The organism is Micromonospora sp. DT31, assembly GCF_049841795.1.
In the GTDB taxonomy this organism is placed as follows: Bacteria; Actinomycetota; Actinomycetes; order Mycobacteriales; family Micromonosporaceae; genus Micromonospora.
Genome location: NZ_JBNCKZ010000028.1, coordinates 13338 through 33246, shown reverse-complemented (window position 1 = coordinate 33246; position 19909 = coordinate 13338). Strand labels below are relative to the sequence as shown.

The window sequence follows — 19909 nt, the reverse complement described above, 5'->3', positions numbered from 1 at the left end:
GTCGATGCGGTCCCCGCGCTCATCATGTCGTACGCGGAGACGATTCCGGAAGCAGCAGGATATCGCGCAAGCCCACTTCGGACGCTCCCGCAATTCGACCTTCCACGGTAGGTTGTCGCTATGTCCGACCGCCTCGGAGTCGTGTTCGTGCACGGGTTTCTGTCATCGGCGGCCACCTGGTCACCGTTTCTGCGGCTGATCGAGACCGACGCCGACCTCACGCTCGTCGACCCCTATACCTTCGAATACCCGAGCCCGCCCGTCTCGCTGAACCCGCTGCGCCGCATTCCCGACATCAATGACATCGCCGACAGTCTTCGCACCTATCTGACGCATGACCTCGGCGACCGATCCCCACTTGTTCTGGTCACGCACAGCCAGGGCGGTCTGGTGGCGCAGCGGATGCTCGCCCGCACCCTCGCGGCCGGAGCCGGGCCGGAGCTTGCCCGCATCCGACGGATCGTCCTGTTCGCGTGTCCCAACTCCGGATCCGACCTGGCCCTGCTGCTGCGCCGGGGCGGCCTGTGGCGGCACCCCCAGGAGCGCGAGCTGCGGCCGTTCAACCAGGCCATCTCCGACGCGCACCGGATCGTCGTCAACCAGGTCATCCACGCCACCGAGGTCACGGCCGCCACGTGCCCGATCCTGATCGTCGCGTACGCCGGTGACCGCGACGCAGTCGTCACGCCCGTTTCGGCGAGGAGCGTCTTCCCCGAGGTGGGGGTGCTGCCGGGTGACCACTTCTCGATCATCAAGCCGGACTCGCACGGACACCGTTCCTACGTGGCACTGAAACGCCACCTGACCGATGCACTGTCGGTGGTTCGCGTTCCCGCACCGCGACCGCCCGCCGACCGGCTGCCCTCCGCGAAGCGGTCGGCCCACGGGGCGGCCGAACTCCAGCGTGCGCTGGTGGATCGGCTGCTCGCTGTCCCACGGATGACCGAGTCGGCCTTCCGTGAACAGGTCTACGATCTCCTGCCGCCGGTGATGGTGCACCAGTTGCGGCGTGACGGCGCGGCCCGGTTGGAACTTTTCTCCCTGGTGCGCAGCTTCGAGCACTACCGGCACCTGGAGCCGGGGGAGTCCCTCGCCGTCGCTCTGGAGACGCTGGTCCCCGGCCATCCGGCGGTCACCGATGTGATCGACGCGTTGGGAACCGCGGGCCTGTACGGGCCGGCAGCAGGAGGGTGAGCGCCGAGCGCAGGGCATAGCGGACTTCGTAGGAACCCGGCTTCCGCGTCGCGGCCACGGGCGACAGCCTACGGGACGGTGCCACATGCCTAGGCTGAGCGGATGGGCGAGTGGTGGGCATCTGGTATCGGCCAGGCGGAACAGCAGTTGCGGGATTGGCTCGGTGAGCGGGCCCGTGAGTTCGAAAGCGCTCCGACCCGACGTGATCCTCATGGATCTGCGGATGCCGAAGGTCGACGGAACGGCGGCGGCTGTGGCCGCCGCGTTCTCGCGTGGTTGTCTGACAGCGCAACGGTGAGGACGAGCATCCCGTTCGAGCGGTCACCCGCCGGCGGGGGCGTCCGCGTCGGCGGGACCGACGTGCGCAGCGCCTGACCCTGGCGACGTCCGGCTCGCCGGCGGGAACATCGTCGTACGGCTCACGCATGTGGGGCGCCCCCCGGGCTGAGCCGACTGATCCAGGTCCGGCCATGACACCGGGGCCCGAGGAGTGCCCCGCCGTCGGCCGGTGACACGACGGGTCGATCATGGGGGGATGAGCGACACACAGGGACCCCCGCTGGTGCGTCGGGCGACGGCGGCGGACGCCGCGGCACTGACCCGTCTGCGGGAAGCCATGCTCTCGGACATGGGGATGCTCGCCACCGGGGCCGACCCGGGCTGGCGGGACAAGGCCGAGGCGTGGTTCACCCAGCGGCTCGACGACGAGGACACCTTCGCCGCCTTCGTCGTCGAGCAGCACGATCTCGGCGTGGTCAGCTGCGCGGCCGGGGTGTGCGACCGGCACGCCCCGGGACCGGGCAACCCGGGCGGGGTGCAGGGTCTCGTGTTCAACATGAGCACCGACCCCCGGTGCCGTCGCCGTGGCCACGCGCGGGCGTGCCTGGAGGCGCTGCTGGCCTGGTTCCGCGACGAGACCGAGGCCCGGGTCATCAACCTGAATGCCACAGGTGAGGGGACCGCCCTGTACCGGTCTCTGGGCTTCACCGAGCCCCGGTTCCCGGCGCTTCAACTCCGGCTGGCGCGTCCGGGCCGGTAGCGCGGGACTCGTTCGTCCCGGCGTGGCCACCTCCACCACCGCGCCACCGTGCCCGGTCCGCGGACGCGTTCGTCGATCCGCTACGACGGACGGCCGTCGGGTGGCGCGCCGGTGGGGGTGGGGTGGACGCCGAACTTCTCGATCATGAACTGCCAGAACAACGCGACCCCCTCGTGCGCGGGTTGCTGGATGCGGTCGTTGCGGCCGGTGTGGGTGAGGTGTTCGATCGTGACCGTGCCGTAGGTCTGACGGACCACGACGACGTCGACCGGCGCGGGTGTGACCGGTTTCGGGGTGACGACGACGTCGAACATCGACGTCGTGCCCGCCAGGAGCGCCTCGGCCCCGGTCGCGATGATGCTGTCGACGATGTCCAGCACCGTTCTGCCGGCGGCACTGCCGTCGAGAGCACCGTGCAGGTGGCTCGCGATCGAGGGCCACGGCTGTGCGCGGAACTCGAACGGCCACCCGAGCGTTCGCATCCCGCCAGGATCCCAGAGCTCGGCCGGCGGGCCACGGTGGGTTCACGGCAGGTGGGTCGGCCGGGCCTTCTGCGGATGGATCGTCTCCTGACGGGCCAGCATCGCGACGAACTCGCCGATCTTCCGTTCCCGGGTCTCCGCCCGTTTGACCGCGTTGAGGCGGTGGACCAGAGCGAACCGGTTGGTCCTGGTGAGGACGTCGAACATGGCCTGGGCGGCGGGATCGGCGGCGACAGCGGCGAGCAGGTCCGCCGGCGCCTCGGTCTCCGAGGGCGGGGCGTACGCCGCCGCCCACCGACCGTCCGCCTTCGCGGCCTCCACCGCGGCCCGGCCCGCCGGCGTCATCCGGCCCTGCGCCTCCAGCCGGGCCACGTGCGCGACGTTGCGTTGTGACCAGGAACTGCGGGGCCGGCGCGGGGTGAACCGGATCCAGGAACTCTCCTGGTCGCGTTTGCGGGCCTGCCCGTCGATCCAACCGAAGCAGAGCGCCTCGTCGACCGCCTGTTGCCAGGTCACCGTGGTGACCGTGCCACCCTTGCGGGTCAGGGCGAGCCACACGCCGGGGGAGGTGGCGTGATGTGCGGACAACCACCCGCGCAACCCGTCGGCGTCGGCGACGATCAACTCATCCAGTTCGGCGCGCACCATGGCCGCAGGCTATCCGCGGTGGGCGACAGAACCGGGGCCGGCCGGGACGGGACGGGTATGGTCATGATCATGTCTGCGTCGATCCGCCCCGCCGTCATGGCGATCGTGTCCGGCCTGGCGGTGTCCGGATGCGCCGCAGGGGACGCCGTGCCGGATGTCGTACCCCCCGGGACGGCCACCTCCGCACCGGGCGTCGTGGTCGCGACGGCTCCTGTGGGCGGTCGGGTCTTTCGTGCCGAGGGCTGGACCTGTGCGGGCGTACCGATGTCGAGGTGCTTGCCGACCTCGGCCTGACGGTGCGGTGGACCGACCCGAAGCCGCCGGTCGGTCGGCCCGGAGCCGCGTGCCTGTTCGAGATGCGGACGGCAGACGGTTTCCAGGCGACCATGCGCGTGGAGGCGTCCACCCCGGCCACCGTGGAGGACGCCCGACTGCTGTACGGGGCGACCGCCCGGGTCACCGGTATGATGCCGGCCGGGCCGGTCGACGGGGTCGGTGACGAGGCCGAGGCGTTCACGAAGCTGTCGACGCCGGGTGTCAGGTACGCCGAGTACATGGTGCACGCCCGCACCGGCAACCTCGTCGTGAAGGTGTGGCTCGGCGTCGGCGGCCGGTCGTACGTCCCCGTGTCGAGCCTGGCGGCGAGGGCCCGGACAGTCCTGCGCGAGACCGTGTCGTCGGTGCCGGCCGCCTGAGTGCACCGCAGCCGTCAGCTCGACAGCGTCGACCATCGGTCCCAGCTCAGGTGCGCGTGAAGGAACAACCCGTCGGGTAATCTGCGCGGAGAGTGTGGTGCATCAGTGACTTTCGACGGAGTGGCAGTAGGTGGTTGTGGTGGCGTCGGTGGGCAAGGTCATCCGGTTCGATGACGTACGCGGGTACGGGTTCATCGCCCCGGACGAGGGCGGAGAGGACGTTTTCGTCCACGCCAACGACTTCGGGGACCAGCGGGGTCTCGTGCATCCGGGGATGCGGGTGGAGTACGAGGTGGAGACGAGCGGCCGAGGTCTGAAGGTCGCCTCGCTGCGCATCCTCGAAGCCGCGACGGGGCCCCGACCGCCGCGCGAGGGCACACCCGGCCGCACCGCTGCGGCGGGCGACGACGACGGCCTGTGTGACGTCCTGTCCCCGCGGGAGTTCTTCGCCGAGGTCACCGAGGTGCTCATCGCGCGCGTGCCGTCGCTGACCGGCGCGCAGATCGGGGCCGTCCGGCAGGCGCTCGTCGACCTGGCCCGTTCGCACGGCTGGATCGAGAGCTGAGACACGACGGGCGACGAGGCTTGATTGGATAGGCGTCGCTCAATAGATTGAGGGCGGGCGCCGCCGAGGTCCGGGTGACCGGGCCGTCGGCGGCTGACAGGTCCACCCGAGCCGGGCACGTCGGTGCTGTGCACCGACAACTCGCCGTGGCGCATCGCCGCGCCGCGTCGCCTCCGTCCCGCTCGATGGCAGAAGGACCTTCCATGACGAATCTTCGTGCCCGCTCCGCGCAAGCCGTGGCGGCCGTCGCCGCGCTCGCCGCCGCCGTGACCGTGACCGGAGCGGCCCTGCTCACCGACCCGGCCGCGGCCGCCCAGGGCTGCCGGGTCGACTACACGGCCAACCAGTGGCCCGGCGGCTTCACCGCCGCCGTCAAGGTTTCCCCCGGCGACACCGCCGTCTCCGGCTGGACCGTCACCTGGACGTACGCCGGGGACGAGCGCGTCACCAGCGGCTGGAACGCCACGGTCAGTCAGTCCGGGGCGACGGTCACGGCCCGCAGCATGTCGTACAACGCCAGCATCCCGGCCGGCGGCTCCACCGAGTTCGGCGTGCAGGGCACGTACGGCTCCGGTGGCGGCGCCCCGACCGGGTTCAGCCTCAACGGCGTGCCGTGCAACGGAGCCGTACCGTCCCCGACCAGCGCCCCGCCGACCAGCGCCCCGCCGACCAGCGCGCCACCGACGAGCGCCCCGCCGACCACTCCGCCGCCGGCCGGGTGCGCCGGTGCGGTGCTCTGCGACGGCTTCGAGAACCAGACCGGCCCCACGCCGTCCGGTGACTGGACCGTGGTCAGCCCGGACTGCTCCGGCGCCGGCACGGCCACCATCGACACGACCACCACACACAGCGGCAGCCGGGCGGTGCGGATCAACGGCGCGGCCGGGTACTGCAACCACGTCTTCATCCGCTCCACGACCAACCTCGCCGGCGTGGGCAATGTGCGGTACGCCCGGATCTGGGTGCGGCACACCACCGCCCAGCCCACCGACCACACCACCATGATCACGATGGCCGACGCCGCCGACGGCAACAAGGACCTGCGGCTCGGCGGGCAGAACGGTGCCCTGCAGTGGAACCGCGCCTCCGACGACGCGACGCTGCCCGAGCAGAGCCCGGCCGGGGTCGCGCAGAGCGTGCCGCTGCCCACCAACCGGTGGGCGTGCCTGGAGTTCATGGTGGACGGATCGGCCGGTCAGCTACGTACCTGGCTGGACGGCGCCGCCGTCGCCGGGCTGACCGCGGACGGCGTACCGACCCACGACATCGACGGCCAGTGGTACAACCGCACCTGGCGGCCGCAGCTCACCGACCTGAAGCTGGGCTGGGAGAGCTACGGCGGCGGAGCCGACACCCTCTGGTACGACGACGTCGCGGTGGGGTCCAGCCGGATCGGTTGCTGACGCTGCCGTGAGGTGGCTCGCCGGCGTCGCGGCGCCGGCGAGCCTGGCCCGTGACGGCGACGTCCGGTCAGCGTCGCCGCATCACCGCGCAGACCAGGCGAATCGACGTGAATTCGGACATGGTGACCAGCTCCCAGCCGTACGCCTCAAGGAACTCGGCGGCGGCGACGGCCTGGGACACCGCGTCGAGGCCGACGCCGTTGGCCACGACCGTCAGCAGCCGGTGCGGGTAGGCGCGCAGGTCGGCCCGGTTGGTGAAAAGGGCGTCAGCGGTGACGGTGCGGGTCCGGGCGATCCGCTCCGGATCTTCGTGTCGTGTCACAGGTGGGTTCCGTTTCGCCGTTTCGTCCGCACGATAGCCGGAGCGGGAAACCCCGTGCCCGCCGGTGGTGCTCGACCGTCACGAGCCGGGTGCCGATGAGGGACAGCAGCGCAGCGCCCCTCCGATCGGGAACCGCGTGCGGCCGTCCGGCAGGATGGCCGGATGGCGAGAGGGAGGCAGGGCGGCCCGGTCCCGCCGCCGGCGACGGACGGGCCGCTGGAAGCTGTCCGCGTCGCGGCCGGCGACGTTCCGCTGGGCGGGTGGGACGCGTCGAACCGGCTCTTCGACGCGTTGCTTGCAGCCGACGCCGCCGGTGCGGAGGTCGGCCGGTCGGCGTTGGCGGTGGTGAGTCGCGCGCCGGATCTGGTGGTGCGACTTGATGAGCACGCACGGCACGGGCCGTGGCGCGGCCCGTACCAGGAGTCCGCCTCCCGGCGGGTCGCGGCGCGTTTGTCGGGTGCGTCACCGGGAGCGGTGACGGCCGCCCTGGCCAGCACCCACGGTGACGGGCGGGTGCGGGCCCGCGCCGTCGCCGCGATGCTGGACCGGCCGTACCCCGAGGTGCTGCCGTTCCTGGTGTTGCGGACCACCGACTGGGCCCGGCCGGTGCGGGACCAGGCCCGTGCCGGGCTGGCGCTCCTGCTCGGCGAGGACCCGGCGGCGTACCTGCCGGTGGCGTTGCCGATGACGATGCGGCTGGGCCGCCGTGCACGCGGCGGGTTCGCGGCCATCCAGGTCCGGGCGGCGTTGTGGGCCGTGCGGGAGCCGGTGTGGCGGGACCTGCTCGGTTCGGACGATCGCCGGGAGCGTCGGTTCCTGTTCGACGTCGCCGCGGCGCAGGGATGGCTGCGGCTGGCGGAGCTGGTGGCGTTCGCCGAGACGGACCCGGACGTACGCATCCGCGCCCGGGCGGCCGAGGCGGCCGGCCGGGAGGCGGTGTGGACCCGGCGGCTCGACGTGCTGCGCCGGCTGGCCCGCTCGGCCCGGCCGGAAGCGCGGGTGGTCGCGCTGACCGGGCTGCTGCGCGCCGGCCAGGACGGGGAGGTCGTCGCCTGGCTGGACGACGACGCGCCGTTGGTCCGGGCGGTGGCCCGGGACGCCGCCCGGCGGCAGGGCGTCGACGCCCACGAGCACTACCGCGTCGAGGTGGGCGGCGGACGTCCGAACACGGGAGCCATCGCCGGCCTCGCCGAGATCGGTTCCACCGTGGACGTGCCGCTGGTGCGGCGGTTGCTCGACAGTGGGCAGGCCCGGATTCGCGCCCAGGCGATCCGAGCGTTGCGGCTGCTGGACGCGGTCGTCGCGGAGGACCTTGTCCCGTTCGTACGCGATCCGTCTCCGGCGGTGGTCCGGGAGGTGACCGTCGCGCTGCTCCCGGTGGCCGGTGCCCTGCCGCCGGAACTGCCGTGGGAGTTGCTGGCCGACGGCCGGGTGGAGCTGCGCCGGGCTGGTTTCCGGCTGCTGCGCGGCCGGGACGTCGACACCACGCTGCGCGCGGCGTTGACGCTCACCCTCGACCCGGACGGGCGGTTGGCCGAGCGCGGCCGGGCCGAGGTGACCCGGCTCGTCCGCGACCATGGTCGAGCGAGCTGGCGTGGTGCTCCTCGACCCGAACTGTCGCTCGACGCCGGCCGACGGGCCGAGCTCGACACGTTGGCCGCCCGCGCCGCGCCGCTGCTCGACGCGGAGGTCGGCCGGCAGCTCGCGCAGTGGTTGACCGACGCGGGGCCGGCCGGCCCGCCCCAGCAGTCCGCCGGGCCCCAGCAGTCCGCCGGGCCCGGAAAGGCTCCGGGCCCGACGTCCTGGCTCAGGAGCTGGCGCAGCTGAGGTTGCCGGCCGGCGTGGTGCCGTCACCGGTGGCGGTGAACCCGAAGGTGGTGGAGGTGTTCGGTGCCACCGACCCGTTGTAGGGGGCGTTCTGGACGCTGACGGTGCCGGTGGTGCCCGTGTTGACGCCGCTCCAGAGGCTGCTGATCGCCTGACCCCCGGCGAGGGTCAGCCGTACGGTCCAGCCGGTGATCGGGGCGGTGCCGGTGTTGGCCACGGTCACCTCGGCCTGGAAGCCGCCGGGCCAGGTGTTGACGGTGCGGTAGGTGGCGGCGCAGGCGCCGGGGCCGGTCGGCGGCGGGGTGGTGGGCGGTGCGGTGGTGGGCGGCGGGGTGGTGGGCGGCGGGCTCGTCGGCGGTGCGGTGGTGGGCGGCGGCGTGGTGGTGGACTCGAACTGGCTGAAGAACCGCCAGATCTCCGCCGAGGTCCACGTCCGGGAGTCGTTGGGGCTGGGTGAGCCGTCGACCGGGCTGGGGGTGTGGTCGCCGTCGAAGGCGGCCCACTGCACGGGATAGCCGGCCCGGCAGCCGGAGTAGGTGGTGGTGATGTGGGTGAGGCTGCCGCGGCTGGGCTCGCGCGGGCTCTGCGCGGTGCAGCCGTTGTTGCGCACGAACGTGTCCCGCAGCGACCGGCCGGCGGAGATGTTCAGCACGCTGTCGTAGATGCCGTGGATGCCGAAGTAGGGCACCGGCTGGGTGCCGCCGTTGCAGCCGCTGAGGTTGGCGCCGGACAGCACGGTGACCGCCCGGATCACGGTCGGCCGGGCGCAGGCCACCGCGTAGCTCATCGCCCCGCCGTAGCTCCAGCCGAGCGCGAAGCGCTGGCTCGTGTCGACGCAGAGGTCGTTCTCGACCTGCCGGGAGATGTCGTCGAAGAGGGTCAGGTCCCGGCCGTTGGTGTTGGCCCAGCCGGCGTCGATGCCCTGCGGCGCGACGAAGATCGTGCTGTTGTTCGACAGCGGCAGCAGGCCGTAGTAGCCGGCCGAGGCGACGTTGTTCGCGGAGCCGTTCAGCCAGTGGAAGCCGAAGATCAACCGGTAGGGGTGATTGCGGTCGTACCCGTCCGGGATCCGCAGGATGTAGCTGCGGTTCTGACCGCCGCTGGAGATGGTGCGCGTCCCGCTGGTGAGGGTGGGTGCCTTGCCGCAGCCGGCGGTCGCCGCGAGCGTGCCGTTCGTGGCGGCCTCCGCCGTCGCGCCGAACCCGCCGGTCAGCGCCGCGCCGGTGGTGGCCGCGAGGAGAACCGCGGCAGCGGCGATGGATGAGAAGAGTGGTGTTCGTTTCACCATTGCGTGCTCCTTGCCCTTGATCGTCTGCCGTCGGCGAGCCGGTTCGGGGCCCGGGCCCTCCGTCGATGCCGGGGCGCCCGTACAGGGCGGGAAGCTGGGCACGTGGCCGGGGCGGATTCGCCCGATGGCCGCCTGTGGTCAGCCTGCGTCGGCGGAGCGGCCCGGACTGGTCACCGACCGGCCGGCGGCGCGGTGGTGTGTCCACGCAGCGCCCTGCCGGTTGACCGGGGTGGCGGGAGCGTGCCCTTCGCTCCCGCGCCGAAAGATAGCAGGTTATCGATAACATGTTCAACTGGTCGCTATGCGGGAGCGGGGCGTCCGCAGTGCCGGCGAAGCCCACCGCGATGGCGCGCGACCAGCGGTGATGCCGGCGCGGATGCCGGCCGAAACTATCGCCGTGGCGCCGAAACTTCCAGGCGGGCGAGCCCTGGAGCTGTCATGTGAGCGCTCACAGCCAGCACGCGTGCGGCCTCTACCCACGCCGGGGGAGGGGCCGCACGCCGGCTGCGGTCAGCGTGTCAGCGTGTACGCCAGCACGATCGCCGCCACCAGCGCCAGCGCGGCCAGCACCGCCGCCGCGATCTTCCCGGCGCTGTACGGACGCTCGCCGATGACCTCGCCGGTGCGCGCGTTGACCAGCACCTGGTACGACTTGCCGGCGTGCAGGTAGGCGGCGATCCACACCGGGAGCAGGAGAAGCTTGTACGTCACGTCCGAGTAGGTGGTGTCCACCGTGGACACCTGCTGCTCGTCGCCGCCGATGTCCGAGCGGCAGTCCCCCTCGATGACCGGCGCCATCCGGGACTTCGCCTCGGTCAACCCCGACTCGGGCTCGGTGTCGTACCGCAGCGCGTGGTATCCGGCCAGGTAGTCCCCGTGGTAGGCGACCGCCTCGCCCAGCGGCCACGGTGCAAGCGTGTCCAACTGCGGTGCGGGCAGGTGCGTCGTGGCCGGCACCAGCACGTCGTCGAAGTCCCGACGGACCGTGCCGCCGGCCGGGTACCACCTGGTGTGCCGCACCTGACGGGTGCGGGTCTGCGGCCGGCCGTCGACCGTCACCGTGTAGGTCTGGGTGACCCAGTAGTGCTCGCCGCGCCGGCCCTGGTAGGCCGAGACGGTCCGCGCGTCGAACGTCCAGTGCGGCAGGTAGGTGCCCCGCAGCGTCTCCGCCTCGCTGATCTTCTTCAGGCTGTTCGGCGCGAACCACCGGCTGCGGCACCACTGCGCCAGCGCCGTCCGCACCCCCGCGTGGTCGACCGCGAACGGCAGTACCGCCTCCGGCGCGATCAGCTCGATCGCCGCCGGGTCGGACACCAGCGGGGTGGTGCAGAACTGGCAGCGCTGGGCCAGCGCGTCGCTGTCGGTGCGGGCGCCGCAGCCCGGGCAGACGAACGTGTGGGCGCCGACGTTCGCCGCCGGCTTGCGGGGCAGGGCGGCGAGCCCCGCGTACGCGTGCTCCCGCACCTCCCGGCCGGCCCCGGCGATCTCCTGCCGGTGCCCGCAGTACGGGCAGCTCAGCACCGTCGTGCCAGGCGCGTACTCGACCCGGGCTCCACACCCCCCGCACCGGTACGCGGGCGGGGAGACGGCCGTTCCGCTCACTGCGGTGGCAGCGGCGGCGGGACGCTGGCCAGCACCGCCGCCAACTCCGGCACCTGTCCGGCGGGCTGCCACTGCGCCATGCCGGTCCGCCAGACCAGCGTGTCCGGGCCCAGCGTGCCCACGCCCACCTGCTCGGCCAGCCCACCGAGGTCGTACGGGCCCTGCCGCTGCCCGGCGACGCCGAGGAACCACTGGGTCTGGTTCGGCAGCGGCGGCGGCTCGGCGCCGGTGGACTGCGCGGGCGCCGGCTGCGGCTGCCCACCCCCGCCGGCCATGGACCGGGCCGCCTGCTGGCCCAACGCCATGCCCATGCCCAACCCGACGCCGGCACCCGCCTGGCCACCGGGATTGTTCGCCGCCGCCTCCAGCGCGTTCGCCGCCTGGTAGCGGGTGTACCGGTCCAGGTCGCCGACCGCGCCCATGCCGGTGCGCTTGTCGAGGGCCTTCTCCACCTCCGGCGGCACGGAGACGTTCTCGATGACGAACGTGGGGATCGCGATGCCCACGTCGGCCAGTTCCGCAGTCAGCACCGCGGCCAGTCGCCGGCCGATCGCATCCTGGTGCGCGGCCAGGTCCAGCAGCGGCACGCCCGCCGTGGCCAGCGCGCCGCCCAGCCGTCCCACGATCAACTGACGCAGGTATTCCTGCACCTCCTCGGTGCGGAACTGCGGGTCGGTGCCGACCAGCTCGCGCAGCAGCCGCTGCGCGTCCACCACCCGGGCGGCGTAGGCGCCGAACGCCCGGACCCGCACCACGCCGAACTCGGCGTCGCGCAGGATCACCGGGTTCTGGGTGCCCCACTTCATGTCGGTGAACTGCCGGGTGTTGACGAAGTACACCTCGGCCTTGAACGGCGAGTTGAAGCCGTACTTCCAGCCCTTGAGGGTGGACAGGACCGGCAGGTTGCGGGTCTCCAGCGTGTACGTGCCGGGTGGGAACGCGTCGGCGATCTTCCCCTCGTTGACGAACACGGCCGTCTGCGATTCCCGGACTACCAGTCGGGCACCCATCTTGATCTCGTTCTGGTGCCGCGGGAACCGCCAGACGATCGTGTCCCGGCTGTCGTCCAGCCACTCGACGATGTCGACAAGTTCACCCCGGAGCTTGTCCATCAGCCCCATCGTGTCCCCTTCCCCACCGCCGAGGTGCGGCATAGCGGCGACCATAGCAACCGCTCGCCACCAGCAAAAACTGTCTGTCGAGTGGTCGATCGGCCCTCGCCGATCAACCCCTCGGCCCACCGGCTGAGGGGCCACGACCGGTCGGCCGGTCCGGCGCCGCCGGACCGCCGAGGCGGACCTGTCGGCTCAGGGGGTGTCGCCGGACATCGCTTCCCCGCCGGACCGCGGCCGGGGGATCCGGCCGGTCCCGGTGACCGGCTGCTCCGTCTCCTGCACCAGATAGTGCGGACGACGCTTGGTCTCGTAGTAGATCCGGCCGATGTACTCACCGATCACGCCGAGGATCATCATCTGGATGCCACCGAGCCCGATCACGCTGACGATGATGGTGGTGTAGCCGGGCACGTCGATGCCCTTCTCCACCGCGTCCGCCACCACCCAGGCCATGTAGCCCACGGCGATCAGGGTCAGGAACAGGCCGCCGTAGATCGCCAGCCGCAACGGTCGGTTGTTGAACGACAACAGCCCGTCGAACGCGTAGTTGAACAACTTGCCGAACGTCCACCGGCTGCGCCCCGCCTGCCGGGTCTCGTTGCGGTGGGCCACCACCACCGTCCGGAACCCGATCCAGGAGAACAGGCCCTTGGAGAACCTGTTGTACTCGGGCATCGCGAGGATCGCGTTCACCGCCAGCCGGGACAGCAGCCGGAAGTCGCCCGCGCCGTCCAGCAGGCGTACGTCGATCCACCAGTTGACCAGGCGGTAGAAGGACCGGGAGGCGAGCATCCGGAAGAAGCGGTCGCCGTGCCGGTCCCGGCGGGCGATCACCTGGTCGAAGCCCTGCTGGTAGAGCATCACCATCTCGGGCAGCAACCGGGGCGGGTGTTGCAGGTCGGCGTCCATGATGACGACCGCGTCGCCGGTCGCCCGCCGCAGGCCGGCGAGCATCGCCGACTCCTTGCCGAAGTTGCGGCTCAGCGACGTGTAGCGGACGGTGGGGTCGGCGGCGGCGAGTCGGCGCAGCGCCGCGAGGGTCCCGTCCTCGCTGCCGTCGTCGACGTACACCACCTCGATCTCGACGTCGGCCAGCTCGGCGAGCGCGCCGCTGAGGGTCTCGTGCAACCGCTCCACCGACGCTTCCTCGTTGAAGCAGGGAACCACGACGGACAACCGCACCGTCGTCACCCCACCCGGTCAGAGGTGGTAGACAAGCGTGCCATCGCGTTCCTCCCGGGTGATGCCCAACCCGTCGACGGGCCGGGCCTCGATACCCTCCCACGGAGTGCCCGCGGCGCGGCTCGGCACCGCGACCACCGACCGCACGCCGATGCCCCGCAGGTAGGCCACGCTGCCAGCGTCGGGGAACGACGCCACCGCGACCCGGGTCTGCGCCTGGCTGACCGGCTCGAAACCACCCAGCCCGTTGGTGATCCGGGGGAACCCGTCGGTGCTCCACAACATGTACGTCAGGTCGCCCACGCCACCGGCGGGCAGCACCAGCATCGGCTCCCGCGCCGTGGTCATCGCCGCCGGTGGCGTCGGCACGGTCGGGTGCGGGGTCCGGTTGACGCCCTCCGCGGTGACCAGGGCCAGCGGCACCAGCAGCACCAGCGGGGCGACCACCGCCGTCCAGCGGCGGGCCGCCGCCGCCCCGTTCCGGCTCCACGACTCGGCGAGCGCGGTCACCAGCCCGGCGGCCAGCAGCGCCAGCAGCAGGCTGGTCCAGTGCATCATCCGGCCCGGCGTGCGCAACGCGTCCCAGCCGGGCAGGAGCGTGGACAACGTGAGGTAGCCGGGATCACCGTCCCCGCCGAGGGTGGCGCCCAGGCCGAGCAGCACCGTGCCGAGCACGCCGAGCCCCAGCGTGACCCGGTGCCGCAGAGGGTACGCCGAGACGAACAGCCCCGCGGCGGCCAACCCGATCAGCGTCATGCCGGGCAGCAGCGCCATCTCCGGTGGCCAGGACAGCTGCTCCCGGGCGGCGGCGTGCCGCTCACCCCACAGCCAGGAGTCCCCCGGTGCGGTGAGGAACCCGATCAGCGGCGGGGAGAACATCTTCGTCCAGTCCAACGTCCGCACGGCCTGCGGGTTGAGGTCGACCACGCGCAGGTAGACCAGCCCGAGCAGCACCGTCACCGCGCCGAACGCGCCGCCGCCGACCAGGTCGGCGAGCAGCAGCCGCCGGCCGAACGGCGGGCGTTCCCGCTTCCGCCACCAGGACCAGCCGTAGCAGCCGGCCGCGACGAGCGCCGCGGCCAGCAGGAAGTACACGAGCGGCAACCCGATGCCGAAGCCGAGCGTCACCTGCCAGGCCGCGACCAGCCACCCGGTCAGCGCCCAGCCGGGCCGCCGCCGGTCCGGCCGGTAGCCGTGGCGCAACGACCAGCCGTGGCCGCGGGCCAGCATCGCCAGGGCCAGCGCGATTCCCCCGCTGGACAGGATGTTCAGGTGGCCGCTGTGGGCCAGCCGCCACGGCGCGTACGCCCACGCGATCCCGGCGACCGCGCCGCCCCACCGGTTCGCGCCGAGCTGCCGGGCCAGCGCGTACGCCCCGAGGAAGGCCAGCGCGTGCAGCAGCACGTAGAGCACGTTGTAGCGGATCAGGGCGGCCTCGAAACCGGACCCGATCATCCCGATCGGGGCGTACCCGAGCAGCGTGTCGCTGTAGGCGTACGTGTACTTCTCCGGGTAGAAGGTGTTCGAGTCCCACAGGCCGGCGGGGTTGCTGAGCAGCGCGTGCCCCGACCAGGCCACCTGCCACGCCTGCAACGTGGGGTCGCCGAGGTCGCCGGGGATGGTGGTCGCCGGGTGCCGCATCGTCGGCCAGGTCAGCACCACCGCCAGCAGCAGGCTGCCCAGGACGGCGAGAATCCACTCGGGGTGGAACCGGCGCCAGCCGCCGGGCCCGCCCGACGGTCGGTCGGCGGGGGGTTGCTCGGGGCCGGTGTCGTCCGTGGTGGCGGGCGTGGCGTCGGTGGACCGGGTGACCATGGGATAGATGGTTCACGATACTGCCCGGATTGTCGATCCACTGTCCGAAGGATGGGTCCGGGCGAAGGCGCGGTCAACCGCCGACCGCGCCTTCGCCCGGCCCGGAGGTGGGGGGACCGGCCCGGGTCAGACCGCGCGGGCGAGGATGTCGTGGGCGGTGCGGGCCACCGCGGCGTCGATCATCCTGCCGTCGGCGGCGACCGCGACGCCGAGACCGCGTTCGGCCGCGTCGGCGAGACGTGCCACCAGGTCACGGGCGTCGGCGACCTCCTGCGGGGACGGGGTGAAGACCTCGTTGACCACCGCCGCCTGCGCCGGATGGATCAACGTGCGGGCCCGGAAACCCTGGCGGAGCAGCAACCGGGTGGTCCGGTCGAGACGGTCGGTGTCGCGTACCGCCGTCTCGACCGGGCCCACCGGTGGCGCGAGGCCGGCGGCGGTGGAGTGCAGCACCACGCCGGCCCGCAGTGGCCACAGTTCCTCCTTGTCGGGCCCCGGCCGCAGACCCAGTTCGGCGGCGAGGTCCGCCTCGCCGAGGCCGAGCCGGACGACCCGCGGTGCGCGGGCCACCCGGTCCAGGCAGAGGATGCCGCGCGCGGTCTCCAGCAGTGCGAGCACCCGGAGGCTCCCCGGCGTCAACCCGCCCGCCGATTCGACCCGCCCGAGCGCCGCCGCCACCTCGTCGAGCAGCTCGGGCTCTGCCTTCGGCACCACGACGCCGCACAGCGCCGGGCCCGCCACCGCGGTGATGTCGGTGGTGGCCGAGTCGGCGTTGATCCGCACCCACCACCGACCGTCGCGCCGGGACGGATCGGCCAGGAACGCGGCGACCGCCTGCCGCGCTTCGGACTTGGCGCCCGGTGGGACCGCGTCCTCCAGGTCGCAGATCACGGCGTCGGCGTCGGCGGACGCCGCCCGGGCGAGCTTCCTCGGCTCGTTCCCGGGCGCGTACAGGTAGCTGCGCGGCATGCGGGTCATCGCAACCTTCCGATCAGGCCGGTCGGGACAGGTAACGCCCGCGGGGCGCACCGACCACGGCACCCGTCTCCAGGACCCGCCCACCGCGCAGGAAGGTGTCGGTGACCCTGGCGCTGAGCTTGAAGCCCTCGAACGGGGTGTACTCCTGTGCCGACTCCGAGTCGGCCGCCCGGACGGTCCAGGCGTGGTCGTCGTCCACCAGGCAGAAGTCCGCGTCGAAGCCCTCGGCGATGTCGCCCTTGGTGCGCAACCCGAACCGCTTGGCCGGATTCCACGCGGTCATCTCCGCGATCCGGTGGTACGGGAGGCCACGGCGGTTGCCCTCCGAGATCAGGCCCGGCAGCAGGTACTCGGCGCCGCCGAATCCGGACTTCGCGACGAACACGTCGTCACGGGGGTCGCCGAACTTCACCTCGTCGCGGCAGCAGGCGTGGTCACTGACCACCCAGTCGATCTTCCCGTCCAGCACGTACTCCCACAGGGCCTCGACGTCCTCGCGGGGCCGGATCGGCGGGTTCACCTTGGCGCCCAGGGTCGCGGTGTCGACGTCGGCCAGCAGGTGCCCGATGGTGACCTCGCGGCGGAAGTCGATGTGCGGGAAGGCCTGCGACATCCGCAGAGCGGCGTCGACCGCCTTGTGGGAGGTGAGGTGCAGCAGGTTGATCGTCGGCAGGCCGGTCTCGTGGGCCAGGTACGCGGCGATGCTGACCGCGAGCCCTTCCGAGTGGGGCGGCCGGGAGGCGTGGTAGGCGGCGAGCCCGGACAGCGCGCCCTCCTCCTCGACCATCCGGGTGTAGGCGTTCATGATCTCGGCGGTCTCGCAGTGCAACGACAGCGAGATCTCGTCGGCCAACTCCGGGAATCGTTCGCGGGCCGCCTGGACACCGCGCATGACGAACTCGAAGTGCGCGTAGTCGTACCGCTCGCCCTCCGGGATCATCAGGAACTGGCTCTGGTCCGCCGACCGCCCGTGCAGTCCGTGGCTGCCGTAGAACATGAACACCTTGAACGAGGTGACCCCGTGCCGCTCGACCAGCTCGGGGATCTCCGCGATGTGCTGCTTCGACATGGGCGCGAGGTGGAACGCGTAGTCCACGTAGGAGCGTCCGTCGGCGGCGGCCAGCACGTCGGGGAAGAAGTCGGCGTACGCGCCACCCCGGTTGAGGTAGTACTGCCCGGTGCGCATGTACGTGATGGCGGAGGTCACCCCGCCCTGGGCGCAGGCCCGGCTCTCCGAGGCCGCGTCGCGCTCCAGCGGGTTGTAGATGCCCCAGTGCTGGTGGGCGTCCACTACACCGGGGAAGGCGAGCTTGCCGCCGCCGTCGACCACGGTCCGGGCCAGCGCCGGGTCGATTCCGGCGGCGACCTGGACGACGCGGCCGTCGCGGACGGCGATGTCCACCTGTCGCGGCTGGGTCCAGGCGTGCCGCACGACACGAACGTTCGTCACGAGGATGTCAAAGGACGTCATGGGTTCCTCCGTTGGTGGGCGAGCCGGAAGCCAGGCGGGACAGGGTGCGTGGAATCTCGTCGACGGAGTCGAGTTCGTCGAGGCGCAGCACCAGGTCCTCGACCCGGCGTGCGTCGTCGTCGCCGAGGCGGCCGGCGACGTTCTCCCGGAACTTGACCGCGAGTTCGTCGTTGCTGAGCGGATGCTGCGGTCCGCCGCGGTTCGCCAGCACCTCCTCGGTCCACTCCCGGCCGTCGTCGGTACGCACCGTCACGATCGCCGGGAACTGGTAGGGGAAGATCGCGTCGCAGCGCTCGTCGGGAAGCACGTCGACGGTTGCCATCAGCGCGCGGCGGCGGGGGTCGCGGGCCAGTTCGTCGCTGTAGTCGCTCAGCCCGACACCGAGCCCGGAGCCGCCGAGCAGGCCGGCGACGACGGCGTACGGCCCGGAGAACTGGGCCTGGTAGCCGGTTTCCGGTGCGCGTTTGACCTCGATCGGCTGGCCGATGGTGCGGATCACCGCCGCCGGCACCCGCAGCTCGATGCGGGTGATCCGATCCGTCGGCAGGCCCCGTTCCCGCAGGCGCAGCCCGGCGTCGATCGCCGCGTGGGTGAAGTGGTTCGCCGGATACGGCTTGAAGAAGATGTCCGGCACCGACCAGCGTTCGCCCAGCCCGTCGGTGACCTGGTCGAGGTCCACCTCGTCGCGCAGGAACGCGTGGAAGAAGCCGAACCGTCCCTCCAGGACGGTGGGTGGGCCGGTGAAGCCACGACCGACGAGCTGCGCCGCGGTGACCGCGGAGTGCGCCGCCCAGCCGCAGTGCAGCCGTTTCACGGTGCCCCCGGTCCGGTTCGCCTCGATGATGCCGGAGGCGAACGAGGCGGTCAGGCCGAGGGCGTGGGTGACTCCCTCGGCGCCGAGGCCGAACAGCAGCGCCGCCGAGGCGGCACCACCCATCGCCCCGCAGATGGAGGTGGCGTGCTGCCCGTGCTCGAAGAAGACCGAGTTGCCAAGTTCGCGGTCGTAGCCGGCCATGCCGAGCCGGACGGCCACCTCCAGGCCGACCGCGACCGCGGCGGTCAGTTGCCCGCCGGTGGCGCCCGCCGCCTGTGCCGCCGCGAGCGCCGCCGGCACCACGCCGGCGCTCGGGTGGAGCACCGAGGGGAGGTGCGTGTCGTCGTAGTCGAGCGAGTGCGCCAGCACCCCGTTGGCGAAGGCGGCCTGCGGGGCCGGCACCGCGTCGGCCAAGCCGACCACGTGCGCCTCGGGCCGACCGCCCTGGTCGGCCACGAAGCCGACCGCCGCGGTGCTCGTCGGCAGGCGGTACGCGGCGACGCAGAGGCCCAGCACGTCCAGCACCCGCTGCCGGACGCTGTGCCGCACGTCGTCGGGCAGGTTGGTGTGCGTGGTGGCCGCCGCGAACGCGGCGAGCCTTTCGGCGGCGGTGGGCTCAGCCATGGCCGACCACCGCCAGCGGGCGGACCGGCGAGCCGGTCGCGCCGAACAGGGGCAGCGGCGCCAGCACCAGGGTGAACTCGTGTACGCCGGCGGCGGCGATCTCCTCCAGCGCCATCGCCTCGATGATGTAGATCCCGTGCTCGACCAGGAGCACCCGGTGCGCCGGCAGCACGCTGTGCGCCGCACCCGGGCGTAGCTGCTCGAACGCGATGGTGTCGGCCCCTACGGCGTGCACCGCGTGGTCGGCCAGCCACTTCGCACCGGCCTCACCCACACCCGGGACGCCCGATTCCAGTCCCATGTAGACGGTGCGGTCGGCGTGCTCGAAGAAGCGACCCCAGCCGCTGCGCACCAGGACCACGTCGCCTTCCCCGATCGGGGTGCCCTGGGCCGCCTCGGTGGCGGCGAGGTCCTCCGGGGTGATCTCGTAGCCGGCCGGGCATCCCGCACCGGCGCCGATGGCCCGGGGTACGTCGAGCAGCACGCCACGACGCACCATCGGCGCGATGGTGTGCGCGCCCAGCTCCACGTACCGGCCGCCCCGACCGGCCTCGACCGCGTCCGCCCCGCCGTGGAGTCGTCCCCGGTGTGACACGTGGGCGAGCGCGTCGATGTGCGTACCCACGTGCGTGCCCATGGTGATCATGTCGTTCGCGGCGGAGCCGCCGTCGGATCGGACCATGTCGCCGTGCCGCCGGGGGAGGCTGTGCCAGTAGGCCGGATGGTTGGGGGACTGCGGCATGCCGACGGAGAGCGGGCGTCCGAGGTCGTAGACGTCCACCCCCCGGCGGACGGCCGTCAGCAGCGGATCGGTGGCAGGAGCTTGGATTGGGGGTGTCACGGGT

At 72.4% G+C, this 19909-nt stretch carries 18 protein-coding genes; 6 read left to right on the top strand and 12 right to left on the bottom strand.

The genetic code is table 11. The features are described 5' to 3' along the window. Positions 1-120: 120 nt before the first annotated feature. Complete coding sequence (locus ACLQ2X_RS27170; protein ID WP_425683925.1) at positions 121-1194, top strand: alpha/beta fold hydrolase; 1074 nt, start codon at positions 121-123, stop codon at positions 1192-1194. A gap of 535 nt (positions 1195-1729) precedes the next feature. Next, positions 1730-2233, top strand: coding sequence for a GNAT family N-acetyltransferase (locus ACLQ2X_RS27165; RefSeq protein ID WP_425683924.1), 504 nt, complete (start codon positions 1730-1732; stop codon positions 2231-2233). Between the two features lie 80 nt (positions 2234-2313). Here ACLQ2X_RS27165 and ACLQ2X_RS27160 read toward each other — a convergent pair whose 3' ends face one another. Further along, positions 2314-2715: a hypothetical protein gene (locus ACLQ2X_RS27160; protein ID WP_425683923.1), complete on the bottom strand. Its 402-nt coding sequence runs from the start codon at positions 2713-2715 to the stop codon at positions 2314-2316. Positions 2716-2757: 42 nt separating this feature from the next. Then, positions 2758-3363 (bottom strand): YdeI/OmpD-associated family protein, encoded by a 606-nt coding sequence (locus ACLQ2X_RS27155; RefSeq protein ID WP_425683922.1) that lies wholly within the window; start codon positions 3361-3363, stop codon positions 2758-2760. A 272-nt stretch (positions 3364-3635) separates the two neighbouring features. Here ACLQ2X_RS27155 and ACLQ2X_RS27150 point away from each other — a divergent pair, with 272 nt between their 5' ends. The 3 genes from ACLQ2X_RS27150 to ACLQ2X_RS27140 all read left to right on the top strand — a co-directional run bounded on the left by ACLQ2X_RS27150 (position 3636) and on the right by ACLQ2X_RS27140 (position 6026). Further along, complete coding sequence (locus ACLQ2X_RS27150) at positions 3636-4058, top strand: hypothetical protein (RefSeq protein WP_425683921.1); 423 nt, start codon at positions 3636-3638, stop codon at positions 4056-4058. A 139-nt stretch (positions 4059-4197) separates the two neighbouring features. Continuing rightward, positions 4198-4623, top strand: coding sequence for a cold shock domain-containing protein (locus ACLQ2X_RS27145; protein WP_425683932.1), 426 nt, complete (start codon positions 4198-4200; stop codon positions 4621-4623). Positions 4624-4826: 203 nt separating this feature from the next. Next, positions 4827-6026 carry a cellulose-binding domain-containing protein gene (locus tag ACLQ2X_RS27140; protein WP_425683920.1) on the top strand — a complete coding sequence of 400 codons (1200 nt, stop codon included), beginning with the start codon at positions 4827-4829 and terminating at the stop codon, positions 6024-6026. Positions 6027-6093: 67 nt separating this feature from the next. Here ACLQ2X_RS27140 and ACLQ2X_RS27135 read toward each other — a convergent pair whose 3' ends face one another. Next, entirely contained in the window at positions 6094-6348 is a 255-nt protein-coding gene (locus ACLQ2X_RS27135) for a transcriptional regulator (RefSeq protein ID WP_425683919.1), read from the bottom strand. Positions 6349-6510: 162 nt separating this feature from the next. Here ACLQ2X_RS27135 and ACLQ2X_RS27130 point away from each other — a divergent pair, with 162 nt between their 5' ends. Next, complete coding sequence (locus tag ACLQ2X_RS27130; protein WP_425683918.1) at positions 6511-8175, top strand: hypothetical protein; 1665 nt, start codon at positions 6511-6513, stop codon at positions 8173-8175. Here the strand turns inward: ACLQ2X_RS27130 and ACLQ2X_RS27125 are convergent. The 9 genes from ACLQ2X_RS27125 to ACLQ2X_RS27085 form a co-directional block, all read right to left on the bottom strand. After that, a complete protein-coding gene (locus tag ACLQ2X_RS27125) occupies positions 8156-9463 on the bottom strand; it encodes a cellulose binding domain-containing protein (protein ID WP_425683917.1) in 1308 nt (435 codons plus the stop codon). The two genes, ACLQ2X_RS27130 and ACLQ2X_RS27125, sit on opposite strands and share 20 nt — an antisense overlap. A 510-nt stretch (positions 9464-9973) precedes the next feature. Continuing rightward, positions 9974-11065 carry a hypothetical protein gene (locus ACLQ2X_RS27120; RefSeq protein WP_425683916.1) on the bottom strand — a complete coding sequence of 364 codons (1092 nt, stop codon included), beginning with the start codon at positions 11063-11065 and terminating at the stop codon, positions 9974-9976. Then, complete coding sequence (locus ACLQ2X_RS27115; protein WP_425683931.1) at positions 11062-12186, bottom strand: SPFH domain-containing protein; 1125 nt, start codon at positions 12184-12186, stop codon at positions 11062-11064. Before ACLQ2X_RS27115 ends, ACLQ2X_RS27120 begins: the two co-directional genes overlap by 4 nt. Before the next feature lie 186 nt (positions 12187-12372). Then, positions 12373-13371 (bottom strand): glycosyltransferase family 2 protein, encoded by a 999-nt coding sequence (locus ACLQ2X_RS27110; RefSeq protein ID WP_425683915.1) that lies wholly within the window; start codon positions 13369-13371, stop codon positions 12373-12375. A gap of 9 nt (positions 13372-13380) precedes the next feature. Beyond that, positions 13381-15177, bottom strand: coding sequence for a hypothetical protein (locus tag ACLQ2X_RS27105; RefSeq protein WP_425683914.1), 1797 nt, complete (start codon positions 15175-15177; stop codon positions 13381-13383). A gap of 126 nt (positions 15178-15303) precedes the next feature. Further along, the gene (locus ACLQ2X_RS27100) at positions 15304-16155 is read right to left on the bottom strand and encodes an HpcH/HpaI aldolase/citrate lyase family protein (protein ID WP_425683913.1); all 852 of its coding nucleotides are present in this window, start codon (positions 16153-16155) and stop codon (positions 15304-15306) included. A gap of 13 nt (positions 16156-16168) precedes the next feature. Then, positions 16169-17626, bottom strand: a complete 1458-nt coding sequence (locus tag ACLQ2X_RS27095; RefSeq protein ID WP_425683912.1) for a dihydroorotase — start codon at positions 17624-17626, stop codon at positions 16169-16171. Next, positions 17613-19064, bottom strand: coding sequence for an MmgE/PrpD family protein (locus tag ACLQ2X_RS27090; RefSeq protein ID WP_425683911.1), 1452 nt, complete (start codon positions 19062-19064; stop codon positions 17613-17615). Before ACLQ2X_RS27090 ends, ACLQ2X_RS27095 begins: the two co-directional genes overlap by 14 nt. Then, positions 19057-19905, bottom strand: a complete 849-nt coding sequence (locus ACLQ2X_RS27085; RefSeq protein WP_425683910.1) for a cyclase family protein — start codon at positions 19903-19905, stop codon at positions 19057-19059. Before ACLQ2X_RS27085 ends, ACLQ2X_RS27090 begins: the two co-directional genes overlap by 8 nt. Positions 19906-19909: the final 4 nt, after the last annotated feature.

What these genes read in the sequence shown, in the direction of transcription:
- ACLQ2X_RS27095 (WP_425683912.1), bottom strand. Translation starts at nt 17,626, where the DNA reads ATGACGTCCTTTGACATCCTCGTGACGAACGTTCGTGTCGTGCGGCAC.
- ACLQ2X_RS27115 (WP_425683931.1), bottom strand. Translation starts at nt 12,186, where the DNA reads ATGGGGCTGATGGACAAGCTCCGGGGTGAACTTGTCGACATCGTCGAG.
- ACLQ2X_RS27100 (WP_425683913.1), bottom strand. Translation starts at nt 16,155, where the DNA reads ATGACCCGCATGCCGCGCAGCTACCTGTACGCGCCCGGGAACGAGCCG.
- ACLQ2X_RS27105 (WP_425683914.1), bottom strand. Translation starts at nt 15,177, where the DNA reads ATGGTCACCCGGTCCACCGACGCCACGCCCGCCACCACGGACGACACC.
- ACLQ2X_RS27165 (WP_425683924.1), top strand. Translation starts at nt 1,730, where the DNA reads ATGAGCGACACACAGGGACCCCCGCTGGTGCGTCGGGCGACGGCGGCG.
- ACLQ2X_RS27130 (WP_425683918.1), top strand. Translation starts at nt 6,511, where the DNA reads ATGGCGAGAGGGAGGCAGGGCGGCCCGGTCCCGCCGCCGGCGACGGAC.
- ACLQ2X_RS27160 (WP_425683923.1), bottom strand. Translation starts at nt 2,715, where the DNA reads ATGCGAACGCTCGGGTGGCCGTTCGAGTTCCGCGCACAGCCGTGGCCC.
- ACLQ2X_RS27140 (WP_425683920.1), top strand. Translation starts at nt 4,827, where the DNA reads ATGACGAATCTTCGTGCCCGCTCCGCGCAAGCCGTGGCGGCCGTCGCC.
- ACLQ2X_RS27090 (WP_425683911.1), bottom strand. Translation starts at nt 19,064, where the DNA reads ATGGCTGAGCCCACCGCCGCCGAAAGGCTCGCCGCGTTCGCGGCGGCC.
- ACLQ2X_RS27125 (WP_425683917.1), bottom strand. Translation starts at nt 9,463, where the DNA reads ATGGTGAAACGAACACCACTCTTCTCATCCATCGCCGCTGCCGCGGTT.
- ACLQ2X_RS27170 (WP_425683925.1), top strand. Translation starts at nt 121, where the DNA reads ATGTCCGACCGCCTCGGAGTCGTGTTCGTGCACGGGTTTCTGTCATCG.
- ACLQ2X_RS27155 (WP_425683922.1), bottom strand. Translation starts at nt 3,363, where the DNA reads ATGGTGCGCGCCGAACTGGATGAGTTGATCGTCGCCGACGCCGACGGG.